This is a genomic window from Streptomyces sp. NPDC018947 (genome assembly GCF_044390505.1).
Lineage (GTDB): Bacteria > Actinomycetota > Actinomycetes > Streptomycetales > Streptomycetaceae > Streptomyces.
In genome coordinates this window covers 179,963-192,934 of record NZ_JBIRZD010000014.1, presented here as the reverse complement: position 1 = coordinate 192,934, position 12,972 = coordinate 179,963, and the positions used below count along the sequence as shown (strand labels likewise).

The 12,972-nt window shown below is 73.8% G+C and carries 14 protein-coding genes; 8 read left to right on the top strand and 6 right to left on the bottom strand.

The window, feature by feature from the left end; genetic code table 11:
* Positions 1-18: 18 nt before the first annotated feature.
* Both ACH499_RS25715 and ACH499_RS25710 read right to left on the bottom strand, forming a co-directional pair.
* Positions 19-213, bottom strand: a complete 195-nt coding sequence (locus tag ACH499_RS25715; RefSeq protein ID WP_356199483.1) for a DUF1918 domain-containing protein — start codon at positions 211-213, stop codon at positions 19-21.
* Positions 214-241: 28 nt separating this feature from the next.
* Positions 242-1,210, bottom strand: a complete 969-nt coding sequence (locus tag ACH499_RS25710) for a DMT family transporter (RefSeq protein WP_399018590.1) — start codon at positions 1,208-1,210, stop codon at positions 242-244.
* Between ACH499_RS25710 and ACH499_RS25705 the strand changes: the two genes are divergently transcribed.
* A complete protein-coding gene (locus tag ACH499_RS25705; protein WP_399018588.1) occupies positions 1,209-2,663 on the top strand; it encodes a PLP-dependent aminotransferase family protein in 1,455 nt (484 codons plus the stop codon). The genes ACH499_RS25710 and ACH499_RS25705 overlap by 2 nt on opposite strands.
* A 40-nt stretch (positions 2,664-2,703) precedes the next feature.
* Positions 2,704-3,144, top strand: coding sequence for a GNAT family N-acetyltransferase (locus tag ACH499_RS25700; RefSeq protein ID WP_356199478.1), 441 nt, complete (start codon positions 2,704-2,706; stop codon positions 3,142-3,144).
* 102 nt (positions 3,145-3,246) lie between these two features.
* Here the strand turns inward: ACH499_RS25700 and ACH499_RS25695 are convergent, their stop codons facing one another.
* The 3 genes from ACH499_RS25695 to ACH499_RS25685 form a co-directional block, all read right to left on the bottom strand.
* Positions 3,247-4,377 (bottom strand): PP2C family protein-serine/threonine phosphatase, encoded by a 1,131-nt coding sequence (locus ACH499_RS25695; RefSeq protein ID WP_399018586.1) that lies wholly within the window; start codon positions 4,375-4,377, stop codon positions 3,247-3,249.
* A 222-nt stretch (positions 4,378-4,599) separates the two neighbouring features.
* Positions 4,600-5,055, bottom strand: a complete 456-nt coding sequence (locus tag ACH499_RS25690; RefSeq protein WP_399018584.1) for a DUF6314 family protein — start codon at positions 5,053-5,055, stop codon at positions 4,600-4,602.
* Between the two features lie 66 nt (positions 5,056-5,121).
* Complete coding sequence (locus ACH499_RS25685; RefSeq protein ID WP_399018582.1) at positions 5,122-6,321, bottom strand: SMI1/KNR4 family protein; 1,200 nt, start codon at positions 6,319-6,321, stop codon at positions 5,122-5,124.
* A gap of 157 nt (positions 6,322-6,478) precedes the next feature.
* Between ACH499_RS25685 and ACH499_RS25680 the strand changes: the two genes are divergently transcribed.
* The 6 genes from ACH499_RS25680 (at position 6,479) to ACH499_RS25655 (ending at position 12,203) form a co-directional block, all read left to right on the top strand.
* Positions 6,479-7,219, top strand: a complete 741-nt coding sequence (locus ACH499_RS25680) for a VOC family protein (RefSeq protein ID WP_399018580.1) — start codon at positions 6,479-6,481, stop codon at positions 7,217-7,219.
* A 150-nt stretch (positions 7,220-7,369) separates the two neighbouring features.
* Positions 7,370-8,398, top strand: a complete 1,029-nt coding sequence (gene argC / locus ACH499_RS25675) for an N-acetyl-gamma-glutamyl-phosphate reductase (RefSeq protein ID WP_399018578.1) — start codon at positions 7,370-7,372, stop codon at positions 8,396-8,398.
* Complete coding sequence (gene argJ / locus ACH499_RS25670; RefSeq protein WP_399018576.1) at positions 8,395-9,546, top strand: bifunctional glutamate N-acetyltransferase/amino-acid acetyltransferase ArgJ; 1,152 nt, start codon at positions 8,395-8,397, stop codon at positions 9,544-9,546. Before argC ends, argJ begins: the two co-directional genes overlap by 4 nt.
* Positions 9,543-10,445: an acetylglutamate kinase gene (gene argB / locus ACH499_RS25665; RefSeq protein WP_356199465.1), complete on the top strand. Its 903-nt coding sequence runs from the start codon at positions 9,543-9,545 to the stop codon at positions 10,443-10,445. The genes argJ and argB overlap by 4 nt, the downstream gene beginning before the upstream one ends.
* Entirely contained in the window at positions 10,442-11,647 is a 1,206-nt protein-coding gene (locus ACH499_RS25660; protein WP_399018574.1) for an acetylornithine transaminase, read from the top strand. Before argB ends, ACH499_RS25660 begins: the two co-directional genes overlap by 4 nt.
* Positions 11,648-11,654: 7 nt before the next feature.
* Positions 11,655-12,203 (top strand): arginine repressor, encoded by a 549-nt coding sequence (locus tag ACH499_RS25655; RefSeq protein ID WP_356199461.1) that lies wholly within the window; start codon positions 11,655-11,657, stop codon positions 12,201-12,203.
* A gap of 61 nt (positions 12,204-12,264) precedes the next feature.
* On the opposite strand, the gene ACH499_RS25650 is transcribed toward ACH499_RS25655, so the two are convergent.
* On the bottom strand, positions 12,265-12,972 hold the full coding sequence (locus ACH499_RS25650; protein WP_399018571.1) for a L,D-transpeptidase: 708 nt from the start codon (positions 12,970-12,972) through the stop codon (positions 12,265-12,267).

Here is a 12,972-nt window from a genome sequence, read left to right as displayed (position 1 = left end):
TCCGGGTCTCCCGCCCGTCTAGATGTGGATCTCCTTGTGCCGGATCTCGGAGTCGGGGCCGGGCGAGCAGACCGCCTCGTGCCCGTCCTCGAACCGGACCCGGTACGGCGGAGAGCCTTCCTTGCCCATCACTTCGATGATCTCGGCGACCTTGTCGTGCTCGCCGACCACCCGGCCGTGCTGCACGAGCTGGTCACCCTTCATCGCGTGCATCTGCGAGGCCTCCTCACGTGTGTGCCGCTCAACCCCGGGCCCGCTGGGTGACCGCGATGCACACCAGCACCGCCGCCGCCGTCAGCGGAGCGGCGACCGTCAGGTGCTCGCCCAGGAGTAGTACCGACCACACCAGTGTGAGCAGCGGCTGCGCGAGCTGCAACTGACTGGCCTTGGGGACTCCGACGGCCGCCATGCCCCGGTACCAGACGACCAGTCCCAGGAACTGCGAGCCCGCCGCCACCCACAGCAGTCCGGTCACGGCGTGCGCCGTCAGACGCACCGGCTCCCACGCCAGCGCCACCGCGGCGGCGGGCAGGGTGAGCGGCAGGCACAGCACCAGCGCCCAGCCGATCACCTGCCAGCCCGGCATCACCCGGGCCAGCCGCCCGCCCTCCGTGTAACCGGCCGCGCACACCAGCAGCGCCGCGAAGAGATAGCCGTCCGCGGTGGTGAACGCGCCTCCGCTCTGCTGCACCGTGAAGGCCACCACCGCCGCCGCGCCCGCCAGCGCCGCGATCCAGAAGGTGCGGGAGGGGCGGGTGCCGGTGCGCAGCGCGGAGAGCGCCGCGGTGGTCAGCGGCAGCAGGCCGACCACGACGGCGGCGTGCGCGGTGGTCGAGGACTGGAGCGCGAGCGTGGTCAGCGTCGGGAAGCCGAGGACCACCCCGGCGGCGACCACCGCGAGACCGAGCCGGTGCCGCCGCTCGGGCAGCGCGAACCGCCGCCGCGCGCCCCCCTGCTCCCGTGCGGGTCCGCCCACGGCCAGCAGGCACACTCCGGCGATCAGTGCGGCGAGGACACTGCGCACGGCCACGAGGGACCACGGGCCGAAGCCCTCCAGGCCCCAGGCGGTGGCGGGGAAGGTGAGCGAGAAGGCGACGACGCCGAGCGCGGCCTGCAGGATGCCGGACGACGTCCCCGCTGGGCCGGGTGCCGGGGTCCGACCGCTGACCGCTATCCGTGTCGGGGTAGTAGCGCTACTCTGTGCTCTCATGCAAGAGCGTAGCAGCGTCGCTGACCTGGCGAACCAGTTGCGACGGGAACTCGACCGCTACTCACCCGGTGGAAAGCTCCCGTCCAGCCGTGCCCTCGTCGACCGCTTCCGGGTGAGCCCGGTGACCGTCTCCCGCGCCCTGGCCCAACTGGCCGCCGAGGGACTGGTGGTGACCCGCCCCGGCGCGGGTGCCTTCCGGGCGCCCGCCCGCCCCGCCGCCGTCCCCGCCGGGGACACCTCCTGGCAGGAGGTCACGCTCAGCGCCGACGGCGCCGCCGACCTCGTACCGCGCACCGTGGACGCGTCCGGCGTCCTGGTCTCGCTCGCCGCCCCGCCGCCCGGCGTCGTCGAGTTCAACGGCGGCTATCTGCACCCGTCGCTCCAGCCGGAACGGGCCATGGCGGCGGCGCTGTCGAGGGCCGGCCGCCGCCCCGGAGCATGGGGCCGGCCCCCGATGGAGGGGCTGACGGAACTGCGGGAGTGGTTCGCCCGCGGCATCGGCGGGGCCGTCACCGCCGCCGAGGTGCTGGTCACCTCGGGCGGCCAGTCGGCGCTGACCACCGCGCTGCGCGCCCTCGCCCCGCCCGGCGCGCCCGTCCTCGTCGAGTCCCCGACCTACCCCGGCATGCTGGCCATCGCGCGGGCGGCCGGACTGCGCCCGGTACCGGTCCCCGTGGACACCGACGGCGTGCGGCCCGCCCTGCTCGCCGACGCCTTCCGTGCCACCGGCGCCCGCGTCTTCGTCTGCCAGCCCCTGTTCCAGAACCCGACGGGCGCGGTGCTCGCCCCCGAGCGGCGCGGCGAGGTGCTGCGCATCGCCCGCGAGGCCGGCGCCTTCGTGATCGAGGACGACTTCGTGCGGCGCCTCGTCCACGAGGACGCGGGCCCCCTGCCGCGCCCGCTGGCCGCCGACGACCCGGACGGCGTCGTCGTGCACGTCTGCTCGCTGACCAAGGCGACCTCGCCGAGCTTCCGGGTGAGCGCCCTGGCGGCGCGCGGTCCGGTGCTGGAGCGGCTGCGGGCCATCCAGGTCGTCGACACCTTCTTCGTGCCCCGCCCCCTCCAGGAGGCGGCGCTCGAACTCGTCGGCTCGCCCGCCTGGCCGCGCCATCTGCGCGCCGTCTCCGCCGAGCTGAAGGCCCGCCGGGACGCGATGACGTCCGCGCTGCGCCTGCACCTGCCCGAGCTGTCCCTCGCCCACATCCCCTCCGGCGGCTACCACCTGTGGCCGCGCCTGCCCGACGGCACGGGAGAGGCGGCCCTGACCGCCGCCGCCCTGCGCGCGGGCGTCGCGGTCGCCCCGGGCCGCCCCTACTTCAGCGCCGAACCCCCCGCCCCCCACCTGCGGCTGAGCTTCGCCGCGGTGGCCGGGACGGGCGAGATCGCCGAGGGCGTGCGCAGGCTGAGCGCCGCCTGGGCCGAGGTGCGCGGGCAGGCGGGGGCGCGCGGATAACGGGTCGACGCCGCCCGCGGGCCGCTGAGAGCATCCCGGCATGACCGACACGCCGCGCCTGCCCGAGGGCTACGAGATCTCCACCGACCCCGACCGCGTCGACGCGGCACGCGTGCACCGGTGGCTGTCCACCGACGCCTACTGGGCGCTCGGCCGGTCCCGTGAGAAGCAGGACCGGGCGATCGCCGGCTCGCTCAACTTCGGGGTGTACGCGTCGCTGTCGGGGGAGCAGGTCGCGTACGCCCGTGTCGTCACCGACCGGGCCACCTTCGCCTGGCTGTGCGACGTGTACGTCGACCCCGCGGTGCGCGGCAAGGCGATCGGCACCGCGCTGGTCGGAGCGGTGCGCGAGCACCTGAGGCCGTACGGGCTGCGCCGGATCATGCTCGCCACGCACGACGCGCACGGGGTCTACGAGAGGCTCGGCTTCACGGCGCTGGAGCGCCCCGACCAGTGGATGGTGCTCGCCTTCGGCCCGTGAGCCGCCGCCCGCCCCGGACGACTCGTCGGTCCCGCCTCTTGACCACGCCGACGCGCGCCGCTCCGTCGTGAGGTGCGGCGGTGCCGGTCGGGCGGACCTTTGTCACCTGCCACCCGTCACCGTCTCCTCGACCAGGTGATGCTCGTGCTCGTGCCCGTCCGGCTCGGCGGGGAACCTGCCGTTGGTGCGTTGGAGGGCGATCACGGCGGCGTCGTCGGCCAGCCGCCCGCCGACATGGGCGAGCAGGTCGGTGCGCAAGCGGCGGATCAGTGCCGGGGGGCTTTCGTCCGTCCAGGCGGCGGCGCGGTCGGCCAGCGGGTAGAAGACGCCCCGGGCATCGCGGGCCTCGATCAGGCCGTCGGTGTGCAGCAGCAGCACGTCGTCCGCTTCCAGGGTGAAGGTGTCGACGTGATAGTCGGGGCTGCTCCGCTCGAGTTCGCCCAGGCCCAGCGGCGGCGCGGGCTCGAGGACAGGCAGCGCGGTCACCTGCCCGTCGTGCAGCAGCAGGGGTGGCGGGTGCCCGCACGTGACCATCTGCGCCTGGGCGGTTCCGTCGGGGATGTCGACGACGGCGGCTGTGATGAAGCATTCCCCGGCCGTCTCCGCTTCGGCGGGCTCTGCCAGGTTCCAGCACACGCTCTGCTCCAGGTAGGCCACGAGGCCGGGCAGCGTGACCTGGCGGTGTGCGGCCTCCCGGAAGGCACCCAGCAAGAGGGCGGCGTCGCTGATCGCGGTCAGGCCCTTGCCCCGCGCATCGCCGATGATCAGCCGGGTGCCGGTAGGAGTACGGACGGCAGCGTAGAGGTCGCCGCCGATGAGTGCGTGCTCCTGCGCCGCCAGGTACATCGACGCCACCCGCAGCGGGCCGATCCGGCGCGGCAACGGCCGCATGACCACGTGCTGCGTGGCCTCCGACACCGTCCGTACCTGTGACAGCTCATGGGCGTGCCGCACCTGCAGGTACCGGAAGACGGTCACGATCACCGAGACCACCAGCAGGGCGATGATCTGCGAATTGAAGTACAGCGTCCCCAGGAGGTTCTGGTGTATGACGCCGATGCCCAGCAGCGCCCCCACCGCGACACCGCCCATCACCCCGGTCAGGACGGGGCCTGCGAACGACGCCGTGATCGCGGGCGCCACGACCAGCAGCGGACCCAGCGGCACACCGCGCGGGCTCAGTACGTCGGCCAGCACGATGGCCACGATCAGCCCGATCGGTACCGCCAGCAACGCACCGGACGCTTGCCGAGAGCGCTGCTGGTACGAGAACCGCTGCCGCAAGCCCACAAGTCCGGTCTACACCCCCCGGGCCATCCGCGCAGGCAGAGGACCGACCGCCGAAGCGGGACCGGGGCAGATCACGGGCCGTCGACGGCACGTGGATGACGCTCCTCGGCGCCTCCTGGCGGCGGCGGACGCCGACGACGACATCGACTGGACGGTGTCGGCCGACTAGGGCGTCTCGCCGGGCTCGCGGGTGTACTCGGTGGTCAGCAGCAGGTCCTTGGCCGGGCCGGCCACGCGCCACACCGTCCGCCAGTGGTCCGCGTCCCGGACCGTGAACTCGCCGCGGTAGAGGTCGGCGGCGCAGGGATGGTCGGCCACGTGGCGACCGGACGTCAGGTCCAGCGCGTGGAAGGGCCGCCCGTCCGCGAAGCGCACGTCGGCCGTGCCGGGCGCGGCGCCCGGCTCGTAGCGCAGCGTGCGCTCGGCGGGGCGGGACACGCCCCGCCAGGTGAAGACGCCGGACTCGTGGCCGCGCAGACCGCCGCCCGCCACGGACTCGAACAGGGTCGTCCCCGTGAAGCGGCCCGTGTCGCCGCTCGCGAGGTCGCGCACCTTCCGCTCCGTGCGCCACCGCCCCGCCAGGTGTGCCAGTACGTCCGGTACCGGCCAGAACTCGCCCATCCCGTGCCGCTCTCCGTCCCGGGCCGACTCCGTGCCCCGCCCTCCCATGGTGCCCGGCGGGCGGGCCTACCAGTACGCCGCGTCGTTCCAGGCCCTGAACCCGGCGTACTCCAGCGGATCGTCGTCCTCGTCCAGACCGGCCAGCCCCGGGGCGGCGAGGCGACCCCGCTGCCAGGCGACCAGGGTGTCCACCAGCCCGTGCTCGAGCGGCGCCCCCTGGCGGGCGTGCCGGGGCCACACGACGAGCGGCCACGCGTCGGGGGCGCCGCCCTCGGTGAGCCAGCCCAGGTGGTCGCCGTCGACGGAGTTGGCGAAGGGGAGGAAGCCGCCCGGCTCCGGCCAGGCGGAGAGCGGGAAGGAGTCGGGATGGTTGCGCCGGAGCATCCGGTACCCGTCCAGCACCTCCCCGACATGGGTGGCGAACCGCCGCTCCCCGGTCCGCAGCGGCGTCAGGAACCGCAGCCACCCGCTCCAGCACCCGGCGCCGTACTCCGCCATCAGTTCCACGTACTCCCGTGGCAGCCGTGTGCCCAGCTCGGCGAAGAGGCCCTCCCAGGTGCCGTCGCCGAGGTAGGGCCGCTCGGGCGGCGGCGACAGCAGGCGCAGCGCCTCCAGGCCGGTGCCGGTCTCCAGCGCGGCCCGGCGCTCCGCGTCCGTGAGCCGGGGCGGCAGGGCCGGGGGCGGCGTCCAGGGGGCCGCGTCCGGGAGGAACGCCGTGCGGGCGACGCTGCCGGGCAGCGGTCCCATCAGCGGGCCGGGCGGCGAGGGAAGCTCCCAGTCGTCGCGGACCATGTGCCGCAGATATCCGGTGAGCGTCAGGTCGTACGCGTGCCAGTCGCGCAGTCCGCTGCCGGGCACCGGTCCCTGGTGCCGGACGACCACCGTCCACTCGTCGGGGTCGGCGGAGACGGAGGTGTCCCAGAAGAGGGTGTCGGAGCCCCGGGTGCAGCCCCAGGCCAGCAGCCCGCCCGGCTCGGGGTGCACGGCGTACCGCTCCTCCTCGGGCAGGTCGCGCAGTTCGATCCGGGCCTCGCGGTGCGTCTCGCGCAGCCACTGCCCGTAGTCGAAGCGCCCGTCCTGCGCGCACGGCACGTGGATCCACAGGTACTCCCCGAAGTCCACGGGCCCGTACCGGTCGGCGAACCGCCTGTAGTCACCCGGCAGCCGCACCCCGAGCCACTCCTCGACCGCCGCCCAGTCCACGGGCACGGGGGCGGGCGGCCGTTCGGAGTGCGGTTCGGCGTAATCGGCGAGGTCGGCGGTCACGTGGTCGTCCTTCGGTGGTGGGCGGGCGGCGGCCGGACGGAGGGCGGTGCGATCGGAACAGGCATGATCGTATGCACGACCGGTGCGGCCCGGACGGGTCGGTCTGCCTTCGGTGACGCGCGCGCTCCGCGGGGGAGGGCTGCATAGGATCGCCGGCATGGCGCTGCGACCCGTACACGTGAACATCAAGGCCGTCGACAGCTCGGCGGTAGGCCGGTTCTGGGCGGAGGCGCTCGGCTGGAGCGCCTACGACGCGGGCGTGACCACCTACGTCGGACCCGCCGGCGGCCTCGTCTGGCCGGACCCCGTCTTCCTCGGCATCGACGTCGTTCCCGTCCCGGGCCCCAAGACCGCGGCGAAGAACCGGACGCACCTCGATCTCGCCACCACCTCGTCCGCCCACCGGGCGGAGCTGGTCGCGCGCCTGCGGGACCTCGGCGCCACGCCCGTCGACGTGGGGCAGGGCGACGTGCCGTGGACGGTCCTCGCCGACCCGGAGGGCAACGAGTTCTGCGTGCTGGAGCCCCGGGAGGTCTACCGGGACACCGGGCCGATCGCCGCGGTGGTGTGCGACAGTGCCGATCCGCGGGCCATGGCCCGGTTCTGGGACGAGGCGCTGGACTGGACCCTGCACGAGGCGACCGCCGACCGCGCGGTGCTGCGCTCCGCCAAGGGCGCGGGCCCCTACCTCGAATTCCTCCGCACGCCCGGTGCGAGGACCGCGCCGGACCGCGTCCACCTCGACCTCCAGCCGTACCCCGGCGAGGACAAGGAGGCGGAGGCGGCCCGCCTGCGCACCCTCGGCGCCACCGACCTCGACCTCGGCCAGGGCGACGTCCCCTGGACATGCCTGGCCGACCCCGAGGGCCACGAGTTCTGCGTCCTGTCGCAGTCCTGACCCCAAGACCGCCCGGCCGGCGGCCCCGCCGGCACCCTTCCCCGCTGACCGCACAGCCCGGCCGCACCGGCCGCCGCGGTGCCGCATGCATGGATTGCATAAACGTGCAGAGAAACGTATAGTCATGCCATCCAGGAGGAGGGTTTTCCCATGGCGGTACGTGCGGCGGTGGCCGGAGCGAGTGGATACGCGGGCGGAGAGCTGCTGCGTCTCCTCCTCGCGCACCCCGAGATCGAGATCGGCGCCCTGACCGGCAATTCCAACGCCGGGCAGCGGCTCGGCGCGCTCCAGCCGCACCTGCTGCCGCTGGCCGGCCGCGTCCTGGAGGCGACCACGCCCGAGGCGCTCGCCGGACACGACGTCGTCTTCCTCGCGCTGCCCCACGGCCAGTCCGCCGCCGTCGCCGAGCAGCTCGGGCCGGACGTGCTGGTCGTCGACATGGGCGCCGACTTCCGGCTGAAGGACGCCGGGGACTGGGAGGAGTTCTACGGCTCCCCGCACGCCGGCACCTGGCCCTACGGCCTCCCCGAACTGCCGGGCGCCCGCGCCGCGCTGGAGGGGTCCAAGCGCATCGCGGTGCCCGGTTGCTACCCCACCGCCGTCTCCCTGGCCCTCTTCCCGGCCTACGCCGCCGGCCTCGCCGAGCCGGAGGCCGTGATCGTCGCCGCCTCCGGCACGTCCGGCGCCGGCAAGGCCCCCAAGCCCCACCTGCTGGGCAGCGAGGTCATGGGCTCCATGTCGCCCTACGGCGTCGGCGGCGGCCACCGGCACACCCCCGAGATGATCCAGAACCTCGGCGCGGTCGCCGGGGAGCCGGTCTCCGTCTCCTTCACGCCGACCCTCGCGCCGATGCCCCGCGGCATCCTCGCCACGTGCAGCGCCAAGGCCCGCCCCGGGGTGAACGCCGAGTCCGTCCGCGCGGCCTACGAGAAGGCCTTCGCCGACGAACCGTTCGTGCACCTGCTGCCCGAGGGGCAGTGGCCGGCGACGGCGTCCGTGTACGGCTCCAACGCCGTCCAGGTGCAGGTCGCGCACGACGTCGCCGCGGGCCGCGTCATCGCCATCAGCGCCATCGACAACTTGACCAAGGGCACCGCGGGCGGTGCCGTCCAGAGCATGAACATCGCCCTGGGGCTCGACGAGACCACCGGGCTGACGACGATCGGAGTTGCGCCGTGAGTGTGACGGCAGCGAAGGGATTCACGGCGGCGGGCATCGCCGCCGGGATCAAGGAGAACGGCAACCCCGACCTGGCCCTCGTGGTCAACACCGGCCCCCGCCGCGCCGCCGCCGGTGTCTTCACCTCCAACCGCGTCAAGGCCGCGCCGGTCCTGTGGTCCGAACAGGTCCTCAAGGACGGGCGGTTGACCGCCGTCGTCCTCAACTCCGGCGGCGCCAACGCCTGCACCGGCCCCAAGGGTTTCCAGGACACCCACGCCACCGCCGAGAAGGCGGCCGAGCTGCTCGGCACGGGCGCCGGCGAGATCGCCGTCTGCTCGACGGGCCTCATCGGCGTCCTGCTCCCCATGGACAAGCTGCTCCCCGGCGTCGAGACCGCCGCCGGTCAACTCTCCGAGCACGGCGGCGAGAAGGCCGCCATCGCCATCAAGACCACCGACACCGTGCACAAGACGTCGGTCGTGACCAAGGACGGCTGGACCGTCGGCGGGATGGCGAAGGGCGCCGGCATGCTCGCCCCGGGCCTCGCCACCATGCTCGTCGTCCTGACCACCGACGCCGACCTCGAGAGCGACGTGCTCGACAGGGCCCTGCGCGCCGCCACCCGGGTCACCTTCGACCGGGTCGACTCCGACGGCTGCATGTCCACCAACGACACGGTCCTCCTGCTCGCCTCCGGCGCCTCCGGGGCCACCCCCGAGTACGCGGAGTTCGCCGAGGCCGTACGGACCGTGTGCGACGACCTCGGTCAGCAGCTCATCCGGGACGCCGAGGGCGCCAGCAAGGACATCAAGGTCGAGGTCGTCAACGCCGCGACCGAGGAGGACGCCGTCCAGGTGGGCCGCACCATCGCCCGCAACAACCTCCTCAAGTGCGCCATCCACGGCGAGGACCCCAACTGGGGCCGCGTGCTGTCCGCGATCGGCACCACCTCCGCCGCCTTCGAGCCCGACCGGCTCAACGTCGCCATCAACGGCGTCTGGGTCTGCAAGAACGGCGGCGTCGGCGAGGACCGCGAACTGGTCGACATGCGCTACCGCGAGGTCCACATCGTCGCCGACCTCGCCGCCGGCGACGCGGGCGCCACCATCTGGACCAACGACCTCACCGCCGACTACGTCCACGAGAACAGCGCGTACTCATCATGAGCACTACCCGCAAGCACACCGCCCTGCCCAAGGCGCAGATCCTCATCGAGGCGCTGCCCTGGCTGACGCGCCACAACGGCAAGACGGTCGTCATCAAGTTCGGCGGCAACGCCATGGTCGACGAGGACCTGAAGGCCGCGTTCGCCCAGGACGTCGTCTTCCTGCACCACGCCGGCCTCAGGCCCGTCGTCGTGCACGGCGGCGGCCCGCAGATCAGCGCCGCCCTCGACAAGCACGGGATCGTCAGCGAGTTCAAGGCGGGCCTGCGCGTCACCACCGAGGACGCCATGGACGTCGTACGGATGGTGCTGGCCGGTCAGGTCCAGCGCGAACTGGTCAACCTGCTCAACCAGCACGGCCCGCTCGCCGTCGGCCTGACCGGCGAGGACGCGCACACCATCACCGCCACCAAGCACCAGCCCGAGATCGACGGCGAACTGGTCGACATCGGGCGGGTCGGCGAGATCACCGACATCGACACGGGCGCGATCGAGGCGCTGCTGGCCGACGGCCGGATCCCGGTCGTCTCGTCGATCGCCCGTTCCGAGGACGACGGACATGTCTACAACGTCAATGCTGATACGGCGGCTGCGGCACTCGCTGCGGCGCTCGGCGCCGAGACTCTCATGGTCCTCACCGACGTCGAGGGCCTCTACGAGGACTGGCCGAACTCCGACGAGGTGATCAGCCGCCTCACCGCCTCCCAGCTCGAGAAGCTGCTGCCGGAGCTGTCCGCGGGCATGGTGCCGAAGATGGAGGGCTGCCTGCACGCCGTGCGCGGCGGCGTCACCACCGCCCGCGTCATCGACGGCCGGGTCCAGCACTCGATCCTGCTGGAGATCTTCACCGACGAGGGCATCGGCACGATGGTCGTGCCGGACGAACAGGGGGAGTCGTGAGCAACGAGGAACTGACCGCGCGGTGGCAGGGCGCGCTCATGAACAACTACGGCACGCCGCGCCTGCCCCTGGTCCGCGGCGAGGGCTCCCGGCTCTGGGACGCCGACGGCACCGAGTACCTCGACTTCGTCGGCGGCATCGCCGTCAACGCCCTCGGCCACGCCCACCCCGCGGTCGTCGACGCGGTGAGCCGTCAGATCGCCTCCCTCGGCCACGTCTCCAACCTCTTCGTCGCCGAGCCGCCCGTCGCGCTCGCCGAACGGCTGCTCCAGCGCTTCGGCCGCGACGGCAAGGTGTTCTTCTGCAACTCCGGCGCGGAGGCCAACGAGGGCGCCTTCAAGATCGGCCGGCTGACCGGGCGGCCGCACATGGTCGCCACCGAGGGCGGCTTCCACGGCCGCACCATGGGCGCCCTGGCGCTGACCGGGCAGCCCGGCAAGCAGGAGCCGTTCCTGCCGCTGCCCGGCGACGTCACGCACGTCCCGTACGGCGACGCCCAGGCGCTGGCGGCCGCGGTCACCGAGGACACCGCCCTGGTGATCATCGAGCCGGTCCAGGGCGAGAACGGGGTCGTCGTCCCGCCGCCCGGCTATCTGAAGGCGGCGCGGGCCATCACGGCGGCCACGGGCGCGCTGCTGGTGCTGGACGAGGTGCAGACCGGCATCGGCCGGACCGGGCACTGGTTCGAGTACCAGGCCCACGAGGGCGTCCTGCCGGACGTCGTCACCCTCGCCAAGGGCCTCGGCGGCGGACTGCCGCTGGGTGCCACCGTCGCCTTCGGGCGGGCCGCCGAGCTGCTGCGGCCCGGCCAGCACGGCACGACGTTCGGCGGCAACCCCGTCGCCTGCGCCGCCGGGATCGCCGTCCTCGACACCATCGCGGACGAGGGTCTGCTGGAGAACGTCAAGCGGCAGGGCGAGAGGCTGCGCGGCGGCGTCGAGGCCCTCGGCCACCCGCTGGTCGCCCACGTCAGGGGCGCCGGACTGCTCCTGGGTATCGTGCTCACCGAGCCGCTCGCGCCCACGGTGCAGCAGGCGGCCCAGGACGCCGGAATCCTCGTGAACGCGCCCGCACCCGATGTCGTACGGCTGATGCCCGCGCTGAATCTCGGCGACGACGCGGTGGACGCGTTCCTCGGGGCGCTGCCCGGCATCCTTGACCAGGCCCACGAGGCCCACGGGGACGGACGATCCGGAGAATGAGACGACGATGAGCCAGGCGCAGGAGCACGAGCAGACCAACGGGCCTGCCGTACCGCAGACCCGCACCGCACGCCACCGCCGGATCGTGGACATCCTCAACCGGCAGGCGGTGCGGTCGCAGAGCCAGCTCGCGAAGCTGCTCGCCGACGACGGGCTGACCGTCACGCAGGCGACGCTCTCCCGGGATCTGGACGAGCTGAACGCGGTCAAGATCCGCAACACCGACGGCGACCTCATCTACGCGGTGCCCAGCGAGGGCGGTTTCCGCACCCCGCGGGCCCCGCTCGGGGAGTCGGCCAAGGAGGAGCGGATGCGGCGGCTCTCCGCGGAGCTGCTGATCTCCGCGGAGGCGTCGGCGAACCTCGTGGTCCTGCGGACCCCTCCGGGCGCGGCGCAGTTCCTCGCCTCGGCGATCGACCAGGCGGAGCTGCACGACATCCTGGGGACGATCGCCGGTGACGACACGCTGCTGCTGATCAGCAGGGAGCCCACGGGCGGGCAGGCGCTGGCGGATCACCTGCTGCGCCTGGCCCAGAACGGCCCCAACGGCCACTGAACGCCGCGGCGGCCGCCGCCGTCGGCGGGGACACGGGTGATCCGTGCCGGCGCGCGGGCCCTCAGTACCGGGTCACCGCGGTCGCCCCGCCCGACGTGCCGATCGCGATGTGCGGCCGGGCCTTCGGGTCGGCCCAGCGCAGGATGCGGCGCATCGCGTCGGCCGGCACCGACACGCAGCCGGCCGTCGCCCCGCGCCCGTGGACGTGCAGGAAGATGCCCGCGCCGCGCCCGCGCACCGGACGGTGGTAGTTGAAGCCGACGACCAGGGCGTGGGCGTACTGCGTGGTGTAGGTGATCAGGTGCTCGGCCTCGGCGGCGCGGCAGTCGGCGGGGCGGGGCTCGGTCCAGCGGTTGTAGGCGCGGGAGCCGTTGTCCTGGCACCACCAGGAGTCCGCGCGGACCGGACGGTACCGGTACGCCGTCCCGCGCGGCGCGGCCCGGACACCGAACGCGTACGGCAGGTCGTACAGGCCCGTCGGGGTCGTGTCCGTGCCCTGGACGCGTGTCGTCCCCTCCGTGAGCCCCCTCGCCCCGAACCGGGCGGGCGCCGTGCCGGTCCTCACCCAGCGGCCGCCCCTGCGGTCCCACCAGGTGACGGTGCCGGTGGTCGAGCCCGTGTCGGGCGCGACGGCGGTGAGGAGCTGGGTGCCGCCACCGGTGTCCGCCATCCGGGCGGGCAGCGGCCGGGGTGCCGGACCGGGGGCGGGCGCGGTCCCGAGGGCCAGCGCGGACAGGGCGAGGAGGGCGGCGACGGGACCGGAGCGCAT

What these genes read in the sequence shown, in the direction of transcription:
- argC (WP_399018578.1), top strand. Translation starts at nt 7,370, where the DNA reads ATGGCGGTACGTGCGGCGGTGGCCGGAGCGAGTGGATACGCGGGCGGA.
- ACH499_RS25705 (WP_399018588.1), top strand. Translation starts at nt 1,209, where the DNA reads ATGCAAGAGCGTAGCAGCGTCGCTGACCTGGCGAACCAGTTGCGACGG.
- ACH499_RS25650 (WP_399018571.1), bottom strand. Translation starts at nt 12,972, where the DNA reads ATGCGCTCCGGTCCCGTCGCCGCCCTCCTCGCCCTGTCCGCGCTGGCC.
- argB (WP_356199465.1), top strand. Translation starts at nt 9,543, where the DNA reads ATGAGCACTACCCGCAAGCACACCGCCCTGCCCAAGGCGCAGATCCTC.
- ACH499_RS25690 (WP_399018584.1), bottom strand. Translation starts at nt 5,055, where the DNA reads ATGGGCGAGTTCTGGCCGGTACCGGACGTACTGGCACACCTGGCGGGG.
- ACH499_RS25680 (WP_399018580.1), top strand. Translation starts at nt 6,479, where the DNA reads ATGGCGCTGCGACCCGTACACGTGAACATCAAGGCCGTCGACAGCTCG.
- ACH499_RS25700 (WP_356199478.1), top strand. Translation starts at nt 2,704, where the DNA reads ATGACCGACACGCCGCGCCTGCCCGAGGGCTACGAGATCTCCACCGAC.
- ACH499_RS25710 (WP_399018590.1), bottom strand. Translation starts at nt 1,210, where the DNA reads ATGAGAGCACAGAGTAGCGCTACTACCCCGACACGGATAGCGGTCAGC.
- ACH499_RS25715 (WP_356199483.1), bottom strand. Translation starts at nt 213, where the DNA reads ATGCACGCGATGAAGGGTGACCAGCTCGTGCAGCACGGCCGGGTGGTC.
- ACH499_RS25655 (WP_356199461.1), top strand. Translation starts at nt 11,655, where the DNA reads ATGAGCCAGGCGCAGGAGCACGAGCAGACCAACGGGCCTGCCGTACCG.